At 70.3% G+C, this 21,440-nt stretch carries 25 protein-coding genes and 1 tRNA gene; 9 read left to right on the top strand and 17 right to left on the bottom strand.

What is annotated here, in order from left to right; all coding sequences use genetic code 11:
* Positions 1 to 29: 29 nt before the first annotated feature.
* On the bottom strand, positions 30 to 359 hold the full coding sequence (locus ACX25U_RS22830) for a DUF3618 domain-containing protein (protein ID WP_454382710.1): 330 nt from the start codon (positions 357 to 359) through the stop codon (positions 30 to 32).
* A gap of 130 nt (positions 360 to 489) precedes the next feature.
* Here ACX25U_RS22830 and bcp point away from each other — a divergent pair, with 130 nt between their 5' ends.
* The 4 genes from bcp to ACX25U_RS22810 all read left to right on the top strand — a co-directional run bounded on the left by bcp (position 490) and on the right by ACX25U_RS22810 (position 2,527).
* Complete coding sequence (gene bcp / locus ACX25U_RS22825) at positions 490 to 957, top strand: thioredoxin-dependent thiol peroxidase (RefSeq protein ID WP_454382709.1); 468 nt, start codon at positions 490 to 492, stop codon at positions 955 to 957.
* A 131-nt stretch (positions 958 to 1,088) separates the two neighbouring features.
* Positions 1,089 to 1,751 carry an HNH endonuclease signature motif containing protein gene (locus ACX25U_RS22820; protein ID WP_454382708.1) on the top strand — a complete coding sequence of 221 codons (663 nt, stop codon included), beginning with the start codon at positions 1,089 to 1,091 and terminating at the stop codon, positions 1,749 to 1,751.
* The gene (locus ACX25U_RS22815; protein ID WP_454382706.1) at positions 1,748 to 2,431 is read left to right on the top strand and encodes an HNH endonuclease signature motif containing protein; all 684 of its coding nucleotides are present in this window, start codon (positions 1,748 to 1,750) and stop codon (positions 2,429 to 2,431) included. Before ACX25U_RS22820 ends, ACX25U_RS22815 begins: the two co-directional genes overlap by 4 nt.
* A gap of 13 nt (positions 2,432 to 2,444) precedes the next feature.
* A tRNA-Leu gene (locus ACX25U_RS22810) sits at positions 2,445 to 2,527 on the top strand.
* A 45-nt stretch (positions 2,528 to 2,572) separates the two neighbouring features.
* On the opposite strand, the gene rdgB is transcribed toward ACX25U_RS22810, so the two are convergent.
* The 3 genes from rdgB to ACX25U_RS22795 form a co-directional block, all read right to left on the bottom strand.
* Positions 2,573 to 3,175, bottom strand: coding sequence for an RdgB/HAM1 family non-canonical purine NTP pyrophosphatase (gene rdgB, locus ACX25U_RS22805; protein WP_454382704.1), 603 nt, complete (start codon positions 3,173 to 3,175; stop codon positions 2,573 to 2,575).
* Between the two features lie 17 nt (positions 3,176 to 3,192).
* Positions 3,193 to 3,918: a ribonuclease PH gene (gene rph / locus ACX25U_RS22800; protein ID WP_454382702.1), complete on the bottom strand. Its 726-nt coding sequence runs from the start codon at positions 3,916 to 3,918 to the stop codon at positions 3,193 to 3,195.
* Between the two features lie 98 nt (positions 3,919 to 4,016).
* On the bottom strand, positions 4,017 to 4,250 hold the full coding sequence (locus ACX25U_RS22795) for a glucose PTS transporter subunit EIIB (protein ID WP_454382700.1): 234 nt from the start codon (positions 4,248 to 4,250) through the stop codon (positions 4,017 to 4,019).
* Positions 4,251 to 4,445: 195 nt separating this feature from the next.
* Here ACX25U_RS22795 and ACX25U_RS22790 point away from each other — a divergent pair, with 195 nt between their 5' ends.
* The gene (locus ACX25U_RS22790) at positions 4,446 to 5,711 is read left to right on the top strand and encodes a PTS transporter subunit EIIC (RefSeq protein ID WP_454382698.1); all 1,266 of its coding nucleotides are present in this window, start codon (positions 4,446 to 4,448) and stop codon (positions 5,709 to 5,711) included.
* Positions 5,712 to 5,777: 66 nt separating this feature from the next.
* On the opposite strand, the gene ACX25U_RS22785 is transcribed toward ACX25U_RS22790, so the two are convergent.
* Entirely contained in the window at positions 5,778 to 6,530 is a 753-nt protein-coding gene (locus ACX25U_RS22785) for an MBL fold metallo-hydrolase (RefSeq protein ID WP_454382697.1), read from the bottom strand.
* Between the two features lie 215 nt (positions 6,531 to 6,745).
* Between ACX25U_RS22785 and ACX25U_RS22780 the strand changes: the two genes are divergently transcribed.
* Positions 6,746 to 7,201 (top strand): type II toxin-antitoxin system PemK/MazF family toxin, encoded by a 456-nt coding sequence (locus ACX25U_RS22780; RefSeq protein ID WP_454382696.1) that lies wholly within the window; start codon positions 6,746 to 6,748, stop codon positions 7,199 to 7,201.
* Positions 7,202 to 7,225: 24 nt separating this feature from the next.
* Here ACX25U_RS22780 and ACX25U_RS22775 read toward each other — a convergent pair whose 3' ends face one another.
* From ACX25U_RS22775 to clpS, 8 genes are all read right to left on the bottom strand, one after another.
* On the bottom strand, positions 7,226 to 7,705 hold the full coding sequence (locus ACX25U_RS22775; RefSeq protein ID WP_454382694.1) for a hypothetical protein: 480 nt from the start codon (positions 7,703 to 7,705) through the stop codon (positions 7,226 to 7,228).
* A 108-nt stretch (positions 7,706 to 7,813) separates the two neighbouring features.
* Positions 7,814 to 8,764, bottom strand: coding sequence for a PLP-dependent cysteine synthase family protein (locus tag ACX25U_RS22770; RefSeq protein ID WP_454382692.1), 951 nt, complete (start codon positions 8,762 to 8,764; stop codon positions 7,814 to 7,816).
* A 17-nt stretch (positions 8,765 to 8,781) separates the two neighbouring features.
* Positions 8,782 to 9,060, bottom strand: coding sequence for a MoaD/ThiS family protein (locus tag ACX25U_RS22765; protein WP_454382690.1), 279 nt, complete (start codon positions 9,058 to 9,060; stop codon positions 8,782 to 8,784).
* A 119-nt stretch (positions 9,061 to 9,179) separates the two neighbouring features.
* On the bottom strand, positions 9,180 to 9,275 hold the full coding sequence (locus tag ACX25U_RS22760; RefSeq protein ID WP_454382689.1) for a putative leader peptide: 96 nt from the start codon (positions 9,273 to 9,275) through the stop codon (positions 9,180 to 9,182).
* 101 nt (positions 9,276 to 9,376) lie between these two features.
* Positions 9,377 to 9,799, bottom strand: coding sequence for a Mov34/MPN/PAD-1 family protein (locus ACX25U_RS22755; RefSeq protein WP_454382688.1), 423 nt, complete (start codon positions 9,797 to 9,799; stop codon positions 9,377 to 9,379).
* A 231-nt stretch (positions 9,800 to 10,030) separates the two neighbouring features.
* The gene (locus tag ACX25U_RS22750) at positions 10,031 to 11,458 is read right to left on the bottom strand and encodes an amino acid permease (RefSeq protein ID WP_454382687.1); all 1,428 of its coding nucleotides are present in this window, start codon (positions 11,456 to 11,458) and stop codon (positions 10,031 to 10,033) included.
* Positions 11,459 to 11,818: 360 nt separating this feature from the next.
* Positions 11,819 to 12,424, bottom strand: coding sequence for a DUF2017 domain-containing protein (locus ACX25U_RS22745; protein ID WP_454382686.1), 606 nt, complete (start codon positions 12,422 to 12,424; stop codon positions 11,819 to 11,821).
* A 12-nt stretch (positions 12,425 to 12,436) separates the two neighbouring features.
* The gene (gene clpS, locus ACX25U_RS22740) at positions 12,437 to 12,754 is read right to left on the bottom strand and encodes an ATP-dependent Clp protease adapter ClpS (protein ID WP_454382685.1); all 318 of its coding nucleotides are present in this window, start codon (positions 12,752 to 12,754) and stop codon (positions 12,437 to 12,439) included.
* Between the two features lie 102 nt (positions 12,755 to 12,856).
* On the opposite strand from clpS, the gene ACX25U_RS22735 reads away from it, so the two are divergent.
* Together ACX25U_RS22735 and ACX25U_RS22730 are read left to right on the top strand one after the other, a co-directional pair.
* Positions 12,857 to 14,203, top strand: a complete 1,347-nt coding sequence (locus tag ACX25U_RS22735; RefSeq protein ID WP_454382684.1) for a nicotinate phosphoribosyltransferase — start codon at positions 12,857 to 12,859, stop codon at positions 14,201 to 14,203.
* 178 nt (positions 14,204 to 14,381) lie between these two features.
* Complete coding sequence (locus tag ACX25U_RS22730) at positions 14,382 to 14,969, top strand: isochorismatase family protein (RefSeq protein ID WP_454382683.1); 588 nt, start codon at positions 14,382 to 14,384, stop codon at positions 14,967 to 14,969.
* A 216-nt stretch (positions 14,970 to 15,185) separates the two neighbouring features.
* Here the strand turns inward: ACX25U_RS22730 and ACX25U_RS22725 are convergent, their stop codons facing one another.
* Positions 15,186 to 15,518, bottom strand: a complete 333-nt coding sequence (locus tag ACX25U_RS22725; RefSeq protein ID WP_454382682.1) for a hypothetical protein — start codon at positions 15,516 to 15,518, stop codon at positions 15,186 to 15,188.
* A gap of 121 nt (positions 15,519 to 15,639) precedes the next feature.
* Complete coding sequence (locus tag ACX25U_RS22720; protein WP_454382681.1) at positions 15,640 to 17,994, bottom strand: immune inhibitor A domain-containing protein; 2,355 nt, start codon at positions 17,992 to 17,994, stop codon at positions 15,640 to 15,642.
* A 481-nt stretch (positions 17,995 to 18,475) separates the two neighbouring features.
* Here ACX25U_RS22720 and ACX25U_RS22715 point away from each other — a divergent pair, with 481 nt between their 5' ends.
* Positions 18,476 to 18,748 carry a hypothetical protein gene (locus ACX25U_RS22715; protein ID WP_454382680.1) on the top strand — a complete coding sequence of 91 codons (273 nt, stop codon included), beginning with the start codon at positions 18,476 to 18,478 and terminating at the stop codon, positions 18,746 to 18,748.
* Positions 18,749 to 18,772: 24 nt separating this feature from the next.
* Here the strand turns inward: ACX25U_RS22715 and ACX25U_RS22710 are convergent, their stop codons facing one another.
* Both ACX25U_RS22710 and ACX25U_RS22705 read right to left on the bottom strand, forming a co-directional pair.
* Positions 18,773 to 19,435, bottom strand: a complete 663-nt coding sequence (locus ACX25U_RS22710) for an RDD family protein (protein ID WP_454382679.1) — start codon at positions 19,433 to 19,435, stop codon at positions 18,773 to 18,775.
* Between the two features lie 283 nt (positions 19,436 to 19,718).
* Entirely contained in the window at positions 19,719 to 21,383 is a 1,665-nt protein-coding gene (locus tag ACX25U_RS22705) for an RDD family protein (RefSeq protein WP_454382678.1), read from the bottom strand.
* Positions 21,384 to 21,440: the final 57 nt, after the last annotated feature.

The following is a 21,440-nucleotide window of genomic DNA, read 5'->3' as shown; positions in this document are numbered from 1 at the left end:
CGCCCGCACGCGGTGGGTGGCCGAGCGGCTCAGCTCCGGCGCCTGCGGGCACCCAGAGCGAGCAGCCCGACCAGCCCGACAGCAACGAGCGCGACCGGTACGACCCGCTCGAGACGCGGGGCGCCCTGCTCGTCCACAAACTGTCCCCGCACATCACTCACGACCCGGTTGACCTGCACATAGGCCCGCCCGAGCGTGTGATCGATGTTGGAGACGACCTTGGCCTTGGCGTCCCCGACGATGGTCTTCGGGTGCACGCGCGCCCCGATCTCGTCGAGCGTCTCGGCCAGCACCTCGCGGCGGCGCCTGATGTCCGCCTCGATCTCAGCCGGGGTTCTGGTGTCCGCGGTGTCCGCCACCGTACCGCCTCCGAAGTCAACTGATGCCTGTTCAGCACAGTCTGTCAGCTCTCGCTCCGACCGCGCTGTCGGCACCCCCGGTTACCCTCGGAGCGACACGGTATCGGCACGTACGAGGAGACGACCTTCGATGACCGAGCGACTCCAGCCCGGGGACGCCGCCCCCGCCTTCACCCTCCCCGACGCCGACGGCAAGGAGGTGTCGCTGGCCGACTACGCGGGCCGCAAGGTCATCGTCTACTTCTACCCGGCCGCCCTCACCCCCGGCTGCACCAAGCAGGCCTGCGACTTCACCGACAACCTGGACGTGCTGGCGGCCGCCGGCTACGACGTGATCGGCATCTCCCCCGACAAGCCGGAGAAGCTGGCGAAGTTCCGCGAGAAGGAGTCCCTGAAGGTCACGCTCCTGGCCGACCCCGACAAGAAGGTCCTGGAGTCCTACGGCGCCTACGGCGAGAAGAAGCTCTACGGCAAGACGGTCGTCGGCGTCATCCGCTCCACGGTGATCGTGGACGAGGAGGGCAAGGTCGAACGCGCCCTCCACAACGTCAAGGCCACCGGCCACGTGGCCAAGATCATCAAGGATCTGGGCATCTGAGCGCAGACCCTCGGCGGCCCGCACCGGAAATCCCCGGCGCGGGCCGCTTCGCATTCCCTGCGTGACTGTCCGATTACCGGTTCGTTACTCCGTATGGGCCATGAACGTATGGCCGAGAACGGAGGGGACCCATGGGGGCCAGTGCGTACACCCGGGAGCGGCTGGAGGAGGCGGCTCGCGGGGCGCGGACGTTGTCGGAGGCGCTGGAGAGGTTGGGGGTGGATCCGAGGAGTTCGACGAGGGACTACATCCGAGCGCGGATGAAGAAGTTGGGCGTGGACGTGTCCCACTTCGAGCGGGAGGGAGTGAAATGGACGAGGGAAGTCCTGGAACGGGTGGTGGCGGCCTCCACGAGTGTGAATGAGGTGCTGCGCCATCTCGGCCTTGAGGTCGTCGGCGGGCATCACACACACATCAGTCGCCGGATCAGGACGTACCACATCGACACGTCTCACTTTATGCCGACGGTCAGAACCGAGCGCATGCGGCACAACCAGCGCCGCCGGACCGCCGCAGAGATCCTCGTCGAAGACACGTCAGCGCATCCTAGGCGTGTACCGAACAACCGACTCAAGAGGGCGCTGCGTGAACTGGGCGTGGAGGAGCGCTGCGCACTGTGTGGGATCGGGGCGGACTGGCAGAACGAGCCACTACCGCTCGAGGTCGACCACATCAACGGCAACTGGCGCGACAACCGCACCGAGAATCTACGGTTCCTTTGCCCCAACTGCCACTCGACGACCGACAACTACCGAGGGCGCGGCAAGGGCCGCCGTGTGGCTGGCGAGGTATGAGCATGGGGGTGCAGTACACACGCGAGTGGTTGACCGAGGCTGCCGCCAAGTGTTCTGACATTGACGAGGTCATCGCGTTTCTCGGCACTCGGCCGTACAACAGCCTCCGCCGCTACCTTTTCCGGCGTTTCGAGCACTTCGGAATCGATGTCTCGCACTTCCGTCATTGTGGCAGGCGGACTAGGCTCACGACTCGGCCCACGCCCGAGGCGGTGCGTGTAGCGGTGGCCCAATCAGCGTCCATCGCCGAAGTGCTCCGCCGTCTCGACCGCCCCGACAACGAGGCACAGCGTGCGATGCTTCGCGAGTGGATCGCCGAAGCGCAGTTCTCGACCGCGCATTTCCTGGGTCAGGCGCATCAGCGCGGGAAGCCAGGACCAGTTCCTGCCAAGCGTGCCAAGGACATCCTGATCCAGCACGACGGCAAGGTCCGGAGGGGAACTCGCTTGCTGCGTCGCGCCCTCCGCGAAGTCGGCGTACCCGAGGAGTGTGCCAGGTGCGGCGTTGGGCCGGAATGGCTCGGGAGACCCATGACGTTGGAGGTCGACCACATCAACGGGGATTGGAGCGACGATCGGCGGGAGAACCTACGCCTGTTGTGCCCCAACTGCCATGCGATCACCAGCACCTGGTGCCGGGGCAGGAAGCGACATCGCGAGCAGGCGGGTGATTCCCGGTAGCATGGGCAGGCACGCGGCCGTTGCTGAACGGTATAAGCAGAGGTTTTAGGTGCCTCGGGGCGTTTGCCCATGTGGGTTCGACTCCCACCGGCCGCACGCCGTAAGAGGGGCTGCCCAGCTGGGCAGCCCCTCTCCCATTACTCAGCCCAACAGCTCCCGCACCACCGGCACCAGCGCCCTGAACGCCTTCCCCCTATGGCTGATCGCGTTCTTCTCCTCCGGAGTCAGCTCCGCGCAGGTGCGCGTCTCGCCCTCCGGCTGGAGGATCGGGTCGTAGCCGAAGCCGTTCGTGCCCGCGGGGGCGTGCCGCAGGACCCCGCGCAACTGGCCCTCGACCACCCTCTCCGTGCCGTCCGGCAGGGCGAGGGCCGCCGCGCAGGCGAAGTGGGCGGCTCGGTGGTCGTCGGCGATGTCCGCAAGCTGGGCCAGGAGCAGGTCCAGGTTGGCCTTGTCGTCGCCGTGGCGGCCGGACCAGCGGGCGGAGAAGATGCCGGGAGCGCCGCCGAGGACGTCGACGCAGAGGCCGGAGTCGTCGGCGACGGCGGGGAGGCCGGTGGCCCGGGCGAGGGCGCGGGCCTTCAGGAGGGCGTTCTCGGCGAACGTCACTCCCGTTTCCTTGACGTCGGGGATGTCCGGGTAGGCGTCGGTGCCGACCAGTTCGTGGGGCAGGCCGGCGTCGGTGAGGATCGCTCGGAGTTCGGTGATCTTTCCGGCGTTGCGGGTGGCGAGGACCAGGCGGGTCATGCTTCGGTTCCGCTCCTTCACTTCGCCAGGACCGTCTGCTGGATGGCCGCGAGTTCCGTGCAGCCGGCGACGGCGAGGTCGAGGAGGGTGTTGAGTTCGTCGCGGGCGAAGGGTTCGGCCTCGGCGGTGCCCTGGACCTCGACGAAGCGGCCGTCGCCGGTGCAGACGACGTTCATGTCGGTGTCGGCGCGTACGTCTTCCTCGTAGCAGAGGTCCAGGAGCGGGACTCCGCCGACGATGCCCACCGAGACCGCGCTGACCGTGCCTGCCAGCGGCTGGCGGCCGGGCCTGATCAGCTTCTTGGACTGGGCCCAGGAGATCGCGTCGGCCAGCGCGACGTACGCGCCGGTGATGGCCGCGGTGCGGGTGCCGCCGTCGGCCTGGAGGACGTCGCAGTCCAGGACGATGGTGTTCTCGCCGAGGGCCTTGTAGTCGACGACCGAGCGCAGGGAGCGGCCGATGAGGCGGGAGATCTCGTGGGTGCGGCCGCCGATCCTGCCCTTGACGGATTCGCGGTCGCCGCGGGTGTTGGTGGCGCGGGGGAGCATGGCGTACTCGGCGGTGACCCAGCCTTCGCCGCTGCCCTTGCGCCAGCGCGGGACGCCTTCGGTGACGGAGGCGGTGCAGAGGACCTTGGTGTCGCCGAAGGAGACGAGGACGGAGCCCTCGGCGTGCTTGCTCCAGCCGCGTTCGATGGTGACCGGGCGGAGTTGTTCGGGGGTGCGGCCGTCGATTCGAGACATGGCGTCGAGCCTAGTCCCCCGTGGGGAAGGGGCTCCTTCCGCGGTGGGAAGAGCCCCTTACCGGGTGAACCGCGGGGCCTTGCGGTGGCCCGCGGGGTTCACATCATGTCTTCGATCTCCGCCGCGATGGGGTCCGCGTCGGTGCCGATGACGACCTGGATGGCAGTGCCCATCTTGACGACGCCGTGGGCGCCGGCGGCCTTGAGGGCGGCTTCGTCGACCAGTGCGGGGTCGTTGACCTCGGTGCGGAGGCGGGTGATGCAGCCTTCGACTTCTTCGATGTTGTCGAGGCCGCCGAGCCCGGCGACGATTTTCTCAGCCTTGCTGGCCATGATCCTTCTCCCTGGTCGGTACCGAACCGTCTGGGGACTGGTCTACACCACCCTGGGGACAGGGGCCAAACATGGTGGGTTCCTTGCGTCGACCCCATCGTGCTAGAACAGGTCTACACCACTGAGTGGTGTAGACCTGAGAGCCGCCCTTCCCTTTCTGTTTGTCCGGGCGGCGTCACGCCACTGGAGGGACTTGTGACCACAGCCAACGCCGCTCCCGCGGCCGAGAAGAAGAAGGGCGCCGGCGTGATGGCTGTGCTGCAGCGCATCGGCCGCAGCCTCATGCTGCCGGTGGCGGTACTGCCCGCCGCCGCCCTTCTGGTGCGCCTCGGCAACGACGACATGCTGGGACGCCCGTCCTTCCCGACGTTCCTGACCAGGATCGCCTCCTTCATGGCGGCCGGCGGCAACGCGATTCTCGACAACATGGCGCTGCTGTTCGCCGTGGGCATCGCGATCGGCTTCGCGAAGAAGTCCGACGGCTCCACCGCCCTCGCGGCGGTCGTGGGCTACCTGGTCTTCAAGAACGTACTGGCCACGTTCACGGACAAGAACCTGACGAAGGTGGCACAGGTCGTCGACGGCAAGATCGTCATGATGGACAAGCCGGTGGACGCCGGGGTCCTCGGCGGCGTGGTGATGGGCCTCGTGGTCGCCCTGCTGTACCAGCGCTTCCACCGCACCAAGCTGCCGGACTGGGCGGGCTTCTTCGGCGGACGCCGTCTGGTGCCGATCCTCTCCTCCTTCGCGGGCCTGCTCATCGGCATCGTCTTCGGCTACGTCTGGCCGGTCCTCGGCGCGGTCCTGCACAACCTCGGTGAGTGGCTGGTCGGTTCGGGTGCCGTCGGCGCCGGCGTCTTCGGTGTCGCCAACCGTGCGCTGATCCCGGTCGGCATGCACCACCTGCTGAACTCGTTCCCGTGGCTCCAGGCGGGCGAGTACCAGGGCAAGAGCGGCGACATCGCCCGCTTCCTGGCCGGCGACCCGACGGCGGGCCAGTTCATGACCGGCTTTTTCCCGATCATGATGTTCGGTCTGCCGGCGGCGTGCCTGGCCATCGTCCACTGCGCCCGTCCGGAGCGCCGCAAGGTGGTCGGCGGCATGATGTTCTCGGTCGCGCTGACGTCGTTCGTCACCGGCGTGACCGAGCCGATCGAGTTCACGTTCATGTTCATCGCGCCGGTGCTGTATGCCATCCACGCGGTGCTCACCGGTGTCTCGATGGCGCTGACCTGGGCGCTGGGCATGAAGGACGGTTTCGGCTTCTCGGCGGGCGTGATCGACTTCGGACTGAACCTGGGCATCGCGAGCAACCCGTGGGGCCTGGTCCTGGTGGGTCTGTGCTTCGCCGTGGTCTACTACGCGGTCTTCCGCTTCGCGATCACCAAGTTCAATCTGCCCACGCCGGGACGTGAGTCGGACGAGGAGCTCGCCGAGTTGCAGAGGACCGAGGCCAAGTAGGGCCCGGCAGCACCTGCGCGACGGCCCCGGAGCTTTCCCGCTCCGGGGCCGTCGCGTGCGTCGGGCTCAGATCTCGTACGTCACGCTCGGCGCCGCCAGTTCGACCGGGCCGGCGTAGGCCGCGCGGGCGTCGGCCAGGTTGATCTCGGGGTCGGTCCACGGGGGGATGTGGGTGAGGACCAGGCGGCGGGCGCGGGCGCGGGTGGCGGTCTCGCCTGCCTCGCGGCCGTTGAGGTGGAGGGCGGGGATGTCCTCCTTGCCGTCCGTGAAGGCGGCCTCGCACAGGAACAGGTCGGCGTCGCGGGCGAGTTCGTCCAGCGCGTCGCTCACCCCGGTGTCCCCGGAGTACGTCAGTACCTTGCCGCCGTGCTCGACACGGATGCCGTACGCCTCCACGGGGTGGGCCACCAGGTCGGTGTGCACGATGAAGGGGCCGATCTCGAAGGTGCCGGGCTTGACCGTGTGGAAGTCGAACACCTCGCTCATGGAGGAGGCGGTGGGCGTGTCGGCGTAGGCGGTGGTGAGCCGGTGTTCGGTGCCCTCGGGCCCGTAGACCGGGATGGGGTCGCAGCGGCCTCCGTCGTGCCGGTAGTAGCGCGCGACGAAGTAGCCGAGCATGTCGATGCAGTGATCGGCGTGCAGATGGCTCAGGAAGATGGCGTCGAGGTCGTAGAGACCGCAGTGGCGCTGCAGCTCGCCCAGGGCGCCGTTGCCCATGTCGAGAAGCAACCGGAAGCCGTCGGCCTCGACGAGGTAGCTCGAGCAGGCCGATTCCGCGGACGGGAACGACCCCGAGCAGCCGACGACGGTGAGCTTCATGAAGCAGAAACCTCCGCTGGCGGGGAACAGCAAAAAGAAGGTGACGGGGGTCGTGCGGTCCGTCGAGCGTAAGGCGCAAAACGTCCAGTCGCTCCTCCGGTAAGGGCTGTTGTGGGCGAACTCACCTGTGGTGTCACCGGTTCGGCTGGATGTGGGGCGCATGGGGTCCGTAAGAGGGCGCGCACAGAGGGTCGCGCGCCGGTACCGTCATCCTTATGGACACGTCCTGGTGGCCGGCGCTCGCGGCGGTGGTGCTGCTCGCGTTCGTCGCCACGCTCGTCGACGGCTGGGGGCGGGGCCGCCGGCCCGCGGGCCGGCGGATGCGTCCACCCGGCCGTCCGGACGGCCGGACCGCCGTGGCGCGTCCGCAGCCGGCGGAGATCTGGTGGGCCAACGTGCCCTACGACGAGGGGCCGGGGTCGAAGGACCGGCCCTGTCTGGTGCTGTCGGTGCACGGCAAGCGCGCCAGGGTCGCGAGGATCACCAGCAAGTACCACGACGAGCGGACCGGGGTGATTCCCCTGCCGCCGGGCTCGGTGGGGGACGCGCAGGGGCGGACCAGCTTCCTGGAGACCGACGAGGTCCGGGAGGTGCCGGTGTGGGACTTCCGGCGCCGGGTGGGGGTCGTGGACCCGGTGCTGTGGGACCAGGTGCGGTATCTGGCCGGCTGAGCGGGGGGCCGCGTCGGGTGCGGTTCATGGCCTCGCCACCTTTACGGTGACCGTCCACGTCTGGATGCCCTCGCACCCGGTCCGGCCGGGGCCGGCCGCGCACAGCGGGCGGGTGGAGGTGAGCCGGGCCGTTCCGGGCGTGACCGCGTCGAAGGCGGCGACGGCGTCGCCCGGCAGGATCACGATGCCGGCGTTGGTGGCCCGCAGGGCGGTTCCGGTGGACTTCACCGGCCTCCAGGGGCGGTCCTTGGTCCCGTCCAGGGTGAGCCGCACCTGTCCGCCGACCCTCAGGCAGAGGGTCTGCCCGGAGTCGGCGGCGGTGAGTTCGGCGTGGTCCGTACAGCCTGGCGCGGGTTTCGGGGCGGAGGCCGGACCGGAGGCCGACGGGGAGCCGGCGCCGTCCCTCCCGGAGCCCGCGCCGTCGTGCCCCGCGCCGCACCCGGCCAGGAGCACCGTCACCGCCGCGGCGGTGACGGTGGTGCGCTGGAGCGTCGTACGGCGCATGGGACGGCCGCCTTTCAGACCCGGGTGCCGTTCCCTGTCCTTCTTGCCCCGTCTGCCTCCGCTGAACTTCGGCGTGACCGCGAAATCGGCCGAAGGGCTGCCGAAGGGCTATGCCCAGAGCTGTCCCTGGAGCCTGTCGATGGCCTCCTCGGTGGTGGCCGCCGTGTAGACGCCGGTGGAGAGGTACTTCCAGCCGCCGTCGGCGACGATGAACACGATGTCGGCGCTCTCGCCCGCCTTCAGCGCCTTCCTGCCGACGCCGATGGCCGCGTGCAGGGCGGCGCCGGTGGAGACGCCCGCGAAGATGCCCTCCTGCTGGAGGAGTTCCCGGGTGCGGGTGACCGCGTCGGCGGAGCCGACCGAGTAGCGGGTGGTCAGGACGGAGGCGTCGTACAGCTCCGGGACGAAGCCCTCGTCGAGGTTGCGCAGGCCGTAGACCAGGTCGTCGTAGCGCGGTTCGGCGGCGACGATCTGTATGTCCGGCTTGTGCTCGCGCAGGTGGCGGCCGACGCCCATGAGGGTGCCGGTGGTGCCCAGGCCCGCGACGAAGTGCGTGATGGAGGGCAGGTCGGCGAGGATCTCGGGGCCGGTGGTGGCGTAGTGGGCGCCGGCGTTGTCCGGGTTGCCGTACTGGTAGAGCATCACCCAGTCCGGGTGCTCGGCGGACAGTTCCTTGGCCACGCGTACGGCGGTGTTGGAGCCGCCCGCGGCCGGCGAGGAGATGATCTCCGCGCCCCACATGCCGAGCAGGTCCCGGCGTTCCTGGGAGGTGTTCTCGGGCATCACGCACACCATGCGGTAGCCCTTGAGCTTGGCGGCCATGGCCAGCGAGATGCCGGTGTTGCCGGAGGTCGGCTCGAGGATCGTGCAGCCCGGGGTGAGGCGGCCGTCCTTCTCCGCCTGCTCGATCATGTGCAGGGCGGGGCGGTCCTTGATCGAACCGGTCGGGTTGCGGTCCTCCAGCTTCGCCCAGATACGGACGTCGGCGGACGGCGACAGCCGCGGCAGGCACACCAGGGGGGTGTTGCCCACCGCGGCCAGCGGGGAGTCGTAGCGCATCGCTGATCAGCGACCGATCAGCGCATGCCGCCGGCGACGGCCGGCAGGATCGTGACGTTGTCGCCGTCGGCGAGCTTGGTGGAGATGCCGTCCAGGAAGCGGACGTCCTCGTCGTTCAGGTAGACGTTGACGAAGCGGCGCAGCTGCTCGCCGTCGACGATGCGGGCCTGGATGCCCGGGTGCCGGGTCTCGAGGTCGGCGAAGAGCTCGGCGAGGGTCTCCCCGTTGCCTTCCACGGTCTTCTGGCCGTCGGTGTACTGGCGGAGGATGGTGGGGATGCGGACCTCGATGGCCATGGTGGCGGGCTCCTGTCGGAAAAGGGTGTCGTTCGGTTCGGGGGGCGCGATGGGGGTCCCCCCAGGCTTTCGGCACTGGGGGAGCGCCGCGGCTCACGGCCGTACGGCGGCAGGGAACGTCAACAGATGGCGCTGTTCAGCCTGCACAGGTCGACGTGCAGCCGCGCCACGAGCAGCATGCCCGGCGTCTGATCGCTCACGTCATGGGAAACCATGGGGTCATCGTATCGATTCCCGGTCCGGAACCCGGAAGGCGATCTCACCCCTCGGACGGCTTTGTCCACGTTGCGGGATATGTGCGGGATGCGCAGGCCGGTCAGTACGCCTCGACCACCTTGACCTCCTCCTCGGTGATCTCCCCTTCCACGATGCGGAACGAGCGGAACTGGAACTCGCCGAGCCCGTCGGTGTCGGCCGTGGACACCAGGACGTAGTGGGCGCCCGGCTCGTTGGCGTAGGTGACGTCGGTGCGGGAGGGGTAGGCCTCGGTCGCGGTGTGGGAGTGGTACACGACGACCGGCTCCTCGTCGCGGTCGTCCATCTCCCGGTACAGCTTGAGCAGGTCCTGGGAGCCGAACTCGTAGAAGGTGGGCGAGCGGGCCGCGTTGACCATGGGGATGAACCGCTCGGGCCGGCCGGAGCCCACGGGGCCGGCGATGACGCCGCACGCCTCGTCCGGGTGGTCCTTGCGGGCGTGGGCGACGATCTGGTCGTAGAGGGCCTGGGTGATGGTCAGCATGCCGGCCAGCATAGACAGACCAAAAAAAGGGGCGGCCGCGCGGTGGGGGTCCCCCCAGACTTTCGGCACTGGGGGAGCGTCAGGCAGGGCGGTGGTGGGCGACGGGCGGGCCGCCCCGTACCGAGGGGTGGTACGGGGCGGCCCACATGGCGGACGTCCTGAGCGGCTGCGGGAGCGGGTGCCAGGAGTGCCCGCCCCCGCCGGGCGTCCGGTCCGGGGAGCGCCGCCGGGTCAGCCGACCTTTTCGGCCTTCTCGAGCTGCGGCTCGCGGCGCTCGGTGACCTGCGGGTTGCGGGCCTTGAGGACCGCCCAGCCGGCGGCGAGGGCGGCGGTCCACACGGCCATCACGTACAGGCAGACTCGGGTCTCGGCGTCGTAGGCGATCAGGCCGGTGACGAAGAACAGGAACGCGATGGCGATGTAGGAGCACACCGAGCCGCCCGGCGCCGGGAAGGAGGAGGCGCGCAGCCGGCCCGCGTCGACGGCCCGCCGGTACAGCACGTGGCTGATGAGGATCATCAGCCACGTCCAGATGCCGGCCGCGGTGGCGACGGAGGTGACGTAGCCGAAGGCCTTCTCCGGGACGATGTAGTTCAGCACCACGCCGATGCCCATGAAGAGCACGGAGACGGTGATGCCGAGCGCCGGGGTCCTGGAGGACGACAGGCGGTTGAAGAACCGGGGGGCCTCGCCCTTGTCCGCGAGGGTGCGCAGCATGCGGCCGGTGGAGTACATGCCGGAGTTGCAGGAGGACAGGGCGGCGGTGAGCACCACGAAGTTGACGATGCCGGCGCCCGCCGGGATGCCGATGACCGCGAACGCCTTGACGAAGGGGCTGACGCCGGGGGCGAACTCGGTCCACTTCACCACGCACAGGATGACGGTGAGGGCGCCGACGTAGAACAGGGCGATCCGCCAGGGCAGGGTGTTGATGGCCTTGGGGAGGGTCTTCTCGGGGTTCTCGGACTCGCCGGCGGTGACGCCGACCAGTTCGACGGCGAGGTAGGCGAACATCACGCCCTGCAGGGTCATCAGGGAGGAGCCGATGCCCTTGGGGAAGAAGCCGTCGAACTGCCAGAGGTTGGCGGCGGTGGCGGTGTCACCGGCGGCGCTGAAGCCGAAGGTGAGCACGCCCAGGCCGATGACGATCATGCCGATGATGGCGGTGACCTTGACCATCGAGAACCAGAACTCGATCTCGCCGAACAGCTTGACGGAGATCAGGTTGGCGACGAAGAGAACGACCAGGAAGACCAGGGCGGTGACCCATTGCGGGATCGCCGGGAACCAGTAGTTGATGTAGATCGCGGCGGCCGTCAGCTCGGCCATGCCGGTGACCACCCACATCAGCCAGTACGTCCAGCCGGTGAAGTAGCCGAAGAACGGGCCGAGGAACTCGCGGGAGTACTCCGCGAAGGAGCCCGAGACCGGGCGGTAGAGCAGGAGCTCGCCGAGCGCCCGCATGACGAAGAAGATGATCAGGCCCGCGAGGGCGTACATGACGATGAGGCTCGGTCCGGCCTTGGCGATGTTCGCCCCGGCTTGCAGGAAGAGGCCGACGCCGATGGCGCCGCCGATGGCGATCATCTGGACCTGGCGGCTGCCGAGTCCGCGCTCGTATCCCTCTTCGGGAGCCTCCGTGACCTTCGGTGAGGTCATGTGTGGTGCGCCTTTCTCCATGCCGATCCGGGCCGTTGGTCGGCCGCGGATCGGGTTCCGATCCCCCCGGATTGATGGAGTTGTGCCCCGCCGGTGGTGACCGGCTCGGTGGCGCACCCGGCTGAACGTGGGTGGTGTTCGCCGGGCGATCGTGCAGGTTTATCACGGTGGCAACACTGATCAACGGGAATCTTTGTGAGGCATGCCACAGGGAGAAGCGGGCGAAGCGCACATCGCGGGCCCATAACAGGCCACGGCGGTGACCTGATCGTTATCCGGATTTGAGCGTCCCCTGAGCGAACACGGAATCCACACAAACCGGGAGAAATCCGGAAGAGATCCGGGAGATGTCGGAGGGGACTACGGCATGAGGGTGGAGACGAGGGTCTCCTGGAGGCCGCCCAGCCACAGATAGGCCATCACCATCGGCTTGCGCGGGTCCTCGTCCGACAGGAGGTAGAGGTCGTCGGTGTCGTCCTCGTCGGTGATCTCCAGCCGGGAGCCGATCGCCAGGCGCAGGTCGTTGAGCGCGCCGAGCCACCGCCTGGAGTCCTCCACGGACAGCTCCAGCACCGCCCCGCCCTCGCCGGCGGGCGCGAGCTCGTTGAGCGAGTGGATCATCGCGAGGGCGTTCTCGCGCTTGCCGGCACGCAGGTCGTTCTCGGTGTAGCGGCGGAACTCGGCCGAGTGGGCGCGCCGCTCGGCGGCGTCCTGCGGGGTGCCGGGAGGCTCCTCGGGGCCGCAGTAGGCGTCCGGGAAGAGCCGCATCAGGACCGGGTCGGAGGGTGGTTCGCTCGGGCCCTCGGCGAACAGTTCGGCGAGCGGGTCGCCGGAGGCGTCCTCGGCGGGGCCGGGGCCGATGAGCTCCAGGAGCTGCACGGCCAGCGAGCGGATGACGGAGATCTCGACGTCGTCGAGGGCGATGGCCGCGCCACCGCCGGGGAGCGGTTCGAAGTGTCCTGCCATGAAGGGGGTTCGCTACTTCCGATCCTGCTGGAGGGTGGCCCACAGACCGTAGCCGTGCATGGCCTGCACGTCCCGTTCCATCTCCTCGCGCGTTCCGCTGGAGACGACCGCCCGGCCTTTGTGATGGACGTCGAGCATGAGCTTGGTGGCCTTGTCCTTGGAGTAGCCGAAGTACGCCTGGAAGACGTACGTGACGTAGCTCATGAGGTTGACGGGGTCGTTGTGGACGATCGTCACCCAGGGGACGTCGGGCTCGGGTACGGCGAAGACCTCTTCCGCCGACTCGGTCTTCTCGATCTCGATGGGTGCGGCTGCCGTCACACGGCCCATGCTGCCATCCCGAGGGGGTACCCGCACAAACGGGCACCGCGGTGATCCGCGCGGCAGCCCCCAAATCGTCAGTCTGACGAGATGGGAGTACGATCCGTCGTCATGAACACAGCGGACCTTGGGCTGCCGGTGAATGTCCCGTCGACGGCGCTCTTCACGGACCACTACGAGCTGACCATGCTGCAGGCGGCCCTGAAGGCCGGGACCGCCGAGCGGCGCAGCGTCTTCGAGGTCTTCACCCGGCGGCTGCCCGACGGGCGCCGCTACGGTGTCGTGGGCGGCACCGGGCGGGTGCTGGACGCGGTGGAGAACTTCCGCTTCGACGAGGGCGTGCTCCGCTTCCTGCGGGAGCGCGAGGTCGTCGACGAGGCGACGCTGGAGTGGCTCGCCGGCTACCGGTTCAGCGGTGACGTCTGGGGCTATCCCGAGGGCGAGGTCTACTTCCCGGGCTCGCCGATCATGCGGGTGGAGGGGTCGTTCGGCGAGTGCGTGCTGCTGGAGACCGTGATCCTGTCGATCCTCAACCACGACTCCGCGATCGCGGCCGCCGCCTCCCGGATGGCCTCGGCCGCCGGTGACCGGCCGCTGATCGAGATGGGCGCCCGCCGCACCCACGAGCTGGCCGCGGTGGCCGCCGCGCGGGCCGCCTACGTCGGCGGCTTCGCCTCCACCTCGGACCTGGCCGCCGGCTTCCGCTACAACATCCCGACCGTCGGCACCTCCGCCCATGCCTTCACCCTGCTGCACGACAGCGAGCGGGACGCCTTCCAGGCGCAGGTCGACTCGCTGGGCCGGGACACGACGCTGCTGGTGGACACGTACGACGTGGCCGAGGCGGTCCGCACGGCCGTGGAGATCGCCGGGCCGGAGCTGGGCTCGGTGCGCATCGACTCCGGCGACCTGCTGCTGGTCGCGCACCGGGTGCGCCAGCAGCTGGACGAGCTGGGTGCCCGGAACACGAAGATCATCGTCACCTCGGACCTGGACGAGTACGCCATCGCCTCGCTCGCGATCGCGCCGGTGGACGCCTACGGGGTCGGCACCCAGCTGGTGACCGGCTCCGGCCATCCGACGGCCTCCATGGTCTACAAGCTGGTCGCCCGTGCCGAGAGCGCCGAGCCGGGAGCGCCGCTGATGCCGGTGGCGAAGAAGTCCACCGGCGGCAAGACCTCCGTCGGCGGCCGCAAGTGGGCGGCGCGCCGGCTGGACGCGGACGGGGTCCCGGAGGCCGAGGTGGTGGGCACCGGGCCGGTGCCGGACGCGCTGGCCGACCGGCAGCTGCTGGTCGAGCTGGTCAAGGGCGGCGAGGTGGTCGCCCGCGAGCCGCTGGACGCGGCCCGGGACCGGCACGCGGCCGCCCGCGCCGGTCTGCCGCTGTCCGCGACACAGCTCTCCCGAGGGGAACCCGTCCTTCCGACGGAGTACGTCCACGGGGGCTCGGGTAGCTAAAAACGGTGCCCCGCTTCAGTACGCCGCCGAAAACCCCCACGCCGCCGGAAGTGCCCTCCCGCCCGGCCCGTGAAGTCCACGGGCTCGTGGTTCCACGGCCGGGCCCCGCACCCCTTCATCCGGTTCATCCGGTTCATCCCGTTCATCCCGCCGACCCGATAGTCGAAGGACACCGCCCATGCGCCGCGCCTTGATCGTCGTTGATGTGCAGAACGACTTCTGCGAGGGGGGCAGCCTCGCGGTGGCCGGGGGCGCCGACGTCGCCGCCGCGATCACCGAGCTGATCGGGCAGGCGCCCGCCGGCTACCGGCACGTGGTGGCCACCCGCGACCACCACATCGCGCCCGGCGGCCACTTCGCCGACAACCCCGACTACGTCCGCTCCTGGCCCGCGCACTGCGTCGCGGGCACCGAGGGCGTGGGCTTCCACCCGAACTTCGCCCCCGCCGTCGCCTCCGGCGCGGTCGACGCCGTCTTCGACAAGGGTGCCTACTCGGCGGCCTACAGCGGCTTCGAGGGCACGGACGAGAACGGCGTGTCCCTGGCCGACTGGCTCAGGGCCCGCGAGATCGACGAGGTGGACGTGGTCGGCATCGCCACGGACCACTGCGTCCGCGCCACCGCCCTGGACGCCGTCAAGGAGGGCTTCCGCACCCAGGTGCTGCTGGACCTCACCGCCGGGGTGGCCGAGGCCACCACGGAACGGGCCCTGGAGGAGCTGCGCCAGGCAGGCGTGGAACTCAAGGGCAAACCGGTCGTCGCCTGACCCCGCGGACCCCCGGGCGGCACAGCCACAGCCCACCGCCGCGTCACCGGCGTGCCCACCGCCGCATCACCGGCGTGCCCACCGCCGACGCCGTCCCCGCGGCCACCGACGCCTCCGCGGCCACCGGCGTCTCCACCGCCGCACAGGCACGGCCACCGGACCCGCGCCGCCCCCGGACACCCGCCACCAGTCAGGCAGGCGCCCCGCCGTCAGGCGTTACGCGCGCACCGCCGTCCCGCGGCGCAGCAGGGTTCTGATCGGGTGCCACAGCTCCAGGACGTCGACAGGGTTGTCGGGGGACGTGCGCCATATCAGGCCGTCGGGGTGGTGGAGGACCGCGGTGACCTCGTCCGGGGTGGGTGGGGCCGCGTTGCCGCGCAGGTAGATCGCGCGCAGGCCCAGGTTGCGCAGGCGGGTCAGGGCGCGGGCACGGTTGCGGGCGTGGACGAGCACGCGGACGCCGCCGACGCCGTCGGGGGCGGGGCTGGGCAGGTTCAGCGCCACCACCACGGTGCCGTTCGGCAGCTTGCAGAAACCTCCTGCGGCCATGCGGTCACATCCCCGTTCCGGTCGGTGTCAATAAGAGAGCGACAGCAGGCACCTAAACACGATCGGCGGCAACCCGCCAGGGGGTTGCCGCCGATACGCGTCTGACCTGCGGAAATACCGACTACTTCACCGCGCTGCCGACCTCGAGCTCGATCGTGGAGCCGTCCTTGGCCTCCTTGGTGATCTTGATCTTGGTGTTGGTGTCAGTGACCTGGACACTGCCGGCCGGGTTCGACGGGTCCCAGTAGGTGTTGGTGTGGTCGTTGAAGACCGGCACGCCCTTCGACGGCTTGATCTTCGTGGCCACGCCCGCCTTGTGCAGCGTGAAGCCGTCCGTGCCGTACGTGCTGAACGGCGCGTCGTAGCTCTGGATGCGGTTGCGCATCAGCGTGCCGTCGGACCACCTCAGCGCGTCCGGGTGCGAGTCGACCGGGAGGATCCGGCCGGTGCCCGGGTGCCTGCTGGTGTTGTTGTCGGCCTGGGAGGTGTCCCACTTCCAGATCAGCAGGCCGTTCTGGTACGGGAAGTGCTCCACCCAGTCCGGACGGTCGGTGTCGAGGAAGCCGAAGTTGTACGGGCCGGTCTTCAGCGTGGTGTCGTACGACACGTACTGCCGGTTCTCGGCGATGTAGTACTGCTTGTAGTCCCTGGTGAAGGACGCGCCGATCCGGGAGAAGCCGTTCGCCGTCCACGCCGGGTCCGCGCTCTCGGCGTCGTCCGCGAAGAGCACCGAGCCGTCCGCGGTCAGCGTGATCCGGTCGGCCGCGAAGCCCTTCAGCGCCACACCGCCGTCGGTCTGGTAGCGGAAGCGGAGCTGGATCTTCTGGCCGGCGTAGGCGTCGAGGTCGTACGACAGCTTCTTGTAGGCGTCGACCGAGCCGGTCAGGGCCGGGGCGTCGCTGGCGTCACGCGGGATCGGCCGGCCGTCGACGGTGCCGTCCACGGCGGTCCAGTTGGCGCCGCCGTCGGTGGAGACCTCGGTGTAGAGGTAGTCGTAGTTGGCCTCGATGTCGTACCACCCGTCGAGGGTGAGGGTGGCCGACGTCCTGCCGGTGAGGTCCACGGACCGGGTCAGCGTGTTCTTCAGGTTGTTGGCGCTGCCGCTCCACCACTGCGTGGCGCCCTGGGCCGGGGTGACGACCGTAGTGGTGACCGCCTTGTCGGGCAGGGAGACCACCACGGCCTGCCGGTGCTTGGTGTTGTACTCGGACAGGCCCAGCCTGTGCGCGGACTTCACGCCGGCCTTGGCGGTGTCGTAGTTCAGCCAGCCCAGCTGCAGCTTGTCCCAGGCGTTCATGTCGCCCGGCAGGTCGCCGATGGCGTCCTTGCCGCGGCCGAGCCAGGAACCGGAGGACATCAGCGTCCAGAAGCCGGTGGAGTTCTCGCCGCCCGCGGTGTCGTACTCGTCCGGCAGGCCGAGGTCGTGGCCGTACTCGTGGGCGAAGACGCCGAGGCCGCCGTTCTCCGGCTGGATGGTGTAGTCGCCGACCCAGATGCCGGTGTCGCCGATCTGCGCGCCGCCGAGCTTGTTGTACTCGGGGCCGGTGGCGCCGGCGTCGGTGCCGAAGGCGTACCAGCGGTGGGCCCAGATCGCGTCGGTGCCCTGGGCGCCGCCGCCGGCGGACTCGTCCTCACCGGCGTGCACGATCTGGAAGTGGTCGATGTAGCCGTCCGGCTCGTTGAAGTCGCCGTCGCCGTCGTAGTCGTAGCGGTCCCACTGGTCGTACTGGGCCAGGTCCGCCTTGATCTGGGCGTCGGTCCGGCCGGCCGCCTTCTGCTGGGCGACCCAGGCGGTGACGCCGTCGCTGACGATGTTCCACACGCTGGGGCAGTTGCTGGAGCCGCAGGCATTGTTGCCGTAACGGGCCTCGTTGTAGGGCACCTTGACCCAGTCGGAGACCTCGCCGTCGACCGAGTAGCGGCCCGAGGACTGGGTCTCGTAGTACTTCTTGACCGACTCGACGTTCTTGCCGGTGCCGAAGTACAGGTCCTGGAAGTGCTTCCGGTCGTAGTCCTTCTGCCAGGCCGTGCTGTTGTCCTTCTTGCGGTCCGGCGGGTCTATCCGGTTGTGCAGGGGGCCGGGCGTGCCGCCGTACTTCGGGTCCGTCTTGTCGCCGAACTCGACCAGGATGGTGAAGATCTTGTCGGTCTTCTCCCGGCCCAGCTCGACGTACTTGGTGTCGCCCTTCTTGCCCTTGAGCTCGACGACCTTGGAGCCGTGCCGGTTCTGGACCTTGGTCTTGCCGGCGATGAGCTGGTTCAGGGCCTCCTGGCGCTGGGCCTTCCGAGTCTGGCTCAGCGGGCCGTCCAGGTCGTGCTCGTGCTGCTCGACCGGCTGCGGGTCGTGCCGGTCCACGGAGGCGGAGTCGGCCGTCGTGACGGCCTCCGCGACGGCGGACGTCGAGAACGTGGCGGTGGCCGCCGCGAGCGCGACACCGATCGCGGCTGTTCTGAACGTCCATGGCCTACTGGTCACTTGATGTCCTCCCCTGACGCGTTCGCGCACGCGGAAGGGGGTCCTGGGAACAAGGGAATGTCCGCGCGCGAGCAACGCGTGTAGTCAAGTGACGTCATTCGACTAGAGGTTGACGAGAAAATACAGACCTTGACTTGAACAGGTCAACTGCACTATGCGGAGCGTACGTCCGCTTTACGGACGCGGGGGTGGCGGCGGGCCGCGGGGCCGTGCGAACGGAACGGCCCCGAATGGGCGCGCGAATCCGTCCACTACGTGGACCGCATGACTCCGTGCGCCCCCTGTGCACCGGCACCGTGGGTTAGGCCACGCTTACCAACGGTTCCGCTCGGGCACACAGGCGGTAGAGTCGACCGGCGGAACACCCGGAAGCCGGTGGAAAACCAGGCCGACATCCTTGTCACACCCGCAGTTCCCTGTCCGCACCCTCCCCCAAGTGAGAGGCACGGGGGGAGACCCCCACTTCCGAGGACCGATTGCCATGCCTCGTCCGACCACCGCACAGCTCGCCTACGGCTCCTGCACCGTGATCTTCTCGACGCTCGCCATGTTGCTGCTGTCCCGGACGAGTTCGGGCCCGGGAATCGTGGTCATCTCCGTATCGGCGCTCGCACTGGGCCTCCTGGTCGCCATGACGGTACCGCTGCCGAAGGCACGCACGGCGGAGCCGGCCGCCGGGCAGGTGCCTGTGCGGGTGCGGCGGGAGCCGGTCTCGGCGGGGGTGGAGCCGGTGCGGGGGCGGACGGCTCCCTGACCCTTCCCGTCCTCGGAATCGCGGTCAGCCGGTGCTGACCACCACCGTCTTGGCCGCCTTGTCGTGCAGGCCCTGCTTGTAGGGGCGGTCGAAGAAGCTCCAGCCGCCGCAGATCACCAGCCAGAGGCAGGCGCAGCAGAACCAGCACGGGATCCACAGCACCGCGGCGCGTGCCAGCGCGGTCTGGACGGACGGGGTGGAGCCGTCGTCCAGGTTGGCCACGCGCAGGCCGAGCCACTTCTTGCCGAGGGTCTGCCCGGATCTGGTGATCATGAAGGTGTCGTAGGCCATGTAGAGCACCACCCCGACGACCGACTGCGCCACGGACTTGCCGACCTGCACGTTCTCGGCGTTCACCGCGTACTCGTCGATCCGCAGCGCCCAGGTGATCAGCGCGACGACGATCCCCACCAGGATCAGGTCGACGATCCGGGCGAGGGTGCGCTTGCCACTGTCGGCGAGCGGGGGCATGCCGGCGAGGGGGTCCTTGGGGTACGGCCCACCTCCGTAAGGACCGCCACCGTAAGGACCGCCCCCACCGCCATGGGGCCCATCGGGGCCGTACGGGCCGCCACCCTGGCCTCCGCCGTACGGCCCTCCGCCCTCGGGGCCGCCGCCGGAGGGTGGCGGCTGCCCGCCGGGGGGCGGTGGCTGCGGTCCGGAGCCGTGGGGCGGTTCGGTGCTCATGCGCCGAGTGCACCGCGAGCGGGTCCGGCCCGCACCCGGGACGGGCCGTACGGATGACCCCGGCCGCCCGGGCGGCGCCGCGCCACGGCCAACCGCCGGAACCGGGCGGCGACTCCCCGCCCGGAGCAGCGGGCTGCGGCGCGGGGCCCGGGGGCGGCCCGGCGCCCGCGCGCGGCGGACAGCCGTACGAAAACGGCGAACGCCCCGACCACGCGTCAACCCGCGCCACGCACGTCAACCCGCCGAAGCCGTCCGGTGCCCGGGGCGGTCCGCGTCGGTCCGGTCAACCGGCCACGAACGTGTGCGCCGCCTTGTCGTGCCAGCACTGGTGCCACGGTCGGTCGAACAGGCACCACACCACGCCCACGAGGCCGACGCCGAGGAGACCGGGGACGCTGTAGACGAGCCAGCGGCGCAGGGCGGGACCGAAGGCCGGGGGCTCGTGGGCCTCGATGTCCCGTACTTCCAGACCGCACAGCTTCTTGCCCAGGGTGCGGCCCCACTTGACCGTGGGCAGCACCTCGTACAGGGCGCCGAAGAGCAGCAGCACGGCGAGGACGATGCCGAGGTACGTCCCCGTGGTGCCGTCCAGGAGCCAGACGGTGACCGTGCGGCCGGAGAGCTTGGCCGCGTCGATCTTGTCGTTGATGTGGTCGATCGCCCTGGCGCCGAGCGGTACGGCGGCCACCGCGGTCACGCCCCCGACGACGACCGAGTCGACCAACCGCGCGGCCAGCCGCTTGCCGAGGCCGGCCGGGCGAGCCGCCGCCTGCCGTCGCGCCGCCGCCTGGAACGGGTCCTCGACCGGCGGCTTCCAGGGCGCGACGGGTTGCTCGTCACCCGCCCCCGCCAGCTGGTGCACCTGCTGCGCCCACGAGGACTGCCCGCCGCCGGGCCCACTGGTCAGCGGCGCGGACGCGGCCCGGGGGGCGCCGGACTGCTGCGGCAGGGACGGGGCGGGGGGCTCCGAGGGAACGGCGCCCCCCGAGAGCCCTGAGGACGCGCCTGGCGGGGCGGGAGCGGCGGCGGAAGCCTGCGGGGCAGCGGCTCCGGGTCGAGCGCCGACCTGACCCCGCGGCTGAGCGCCGGCCTGAGCGCGCCCCTGCGCCGGCGCGGCTGCCCCGGGCTCGGCGGGGTTCGCGGCAGGCGCGGCAGCGCTCGCGGCCGCGGCGGCGGAAGCCTGCGGGGAGGCGGACCCCGCCCGCGCCCCTGCCTGGCCCTGCGCCTGGCTGCCCGCCTGGCCCTGCGCCTGCGCCGCTGCCGCGCGCTCGGCGGCGGCCTTTCCGGCACCGAAGCCGGGGCCGCCGACGCCGGAACCCCCGGCCGGGGCAGGCCCACCGGCAGCGGAACCCCCGCCGAACGCGGACGCCCCGGGCTCGCCCGCGGGCGCGGTGCCGCGCGGCGGGTCCTGGCGGGCGGGACCGGGCGCCGGCGACGCGCCGGACGCGGGCGGGCCCTGGGTCGGGAAGGCTCTCGGTGGCACCGGGCGGAAGGTCATCGTGCCCTCGTCGGCGGGGGTGCCCGGGCTCGGGATGCCGGGGGCGTTGCCCGCTGCCTCCGGACCCGCGGTGTGGGGCACCCTCGGGTCCGTGCCCCAGGAGACGCGGCGGTTCTGGTCGCCGCCGAAGCCGGACTGCTGGGAGCGGTCGGCGCCCCACGCCGACGCCGGTTCGGGCCGGCTGCCGTGCCGGGCCGCCGCCGGGTCGGGCCCGAGGACGGGGTCGTCCTCGTCGAAGAAGTGGGGGCCCGTCTCCTCGACCGCCGGGGCCGGCGCGGGACGCACGCCGGGCGGCGGGCCGAGCGGCTCGCCGCCGGCCGGCGCCGGGCGGCTGGTGCCCGGCACCCAGGCGGAGCCGTTCCAGTACCGGACGTATCCAGGGATGGACGGGTCCGGGTAGTACCCCTCACGGGGCCTGTCGTCACCGGGTTCCGGGGTTGGGGCGCTCATGTCCGTCGTCCCGTATCTGCTCGGGGGTCGTATTGGGGGCCTCCACATCTATCAGAC

It is taken from the genome of Streptomyces sp. JNUCC 63, from assembly GCF_054366325.1.
This window is presented reverse-complemented; position numbering and strand designations above follow the sequence as displayed.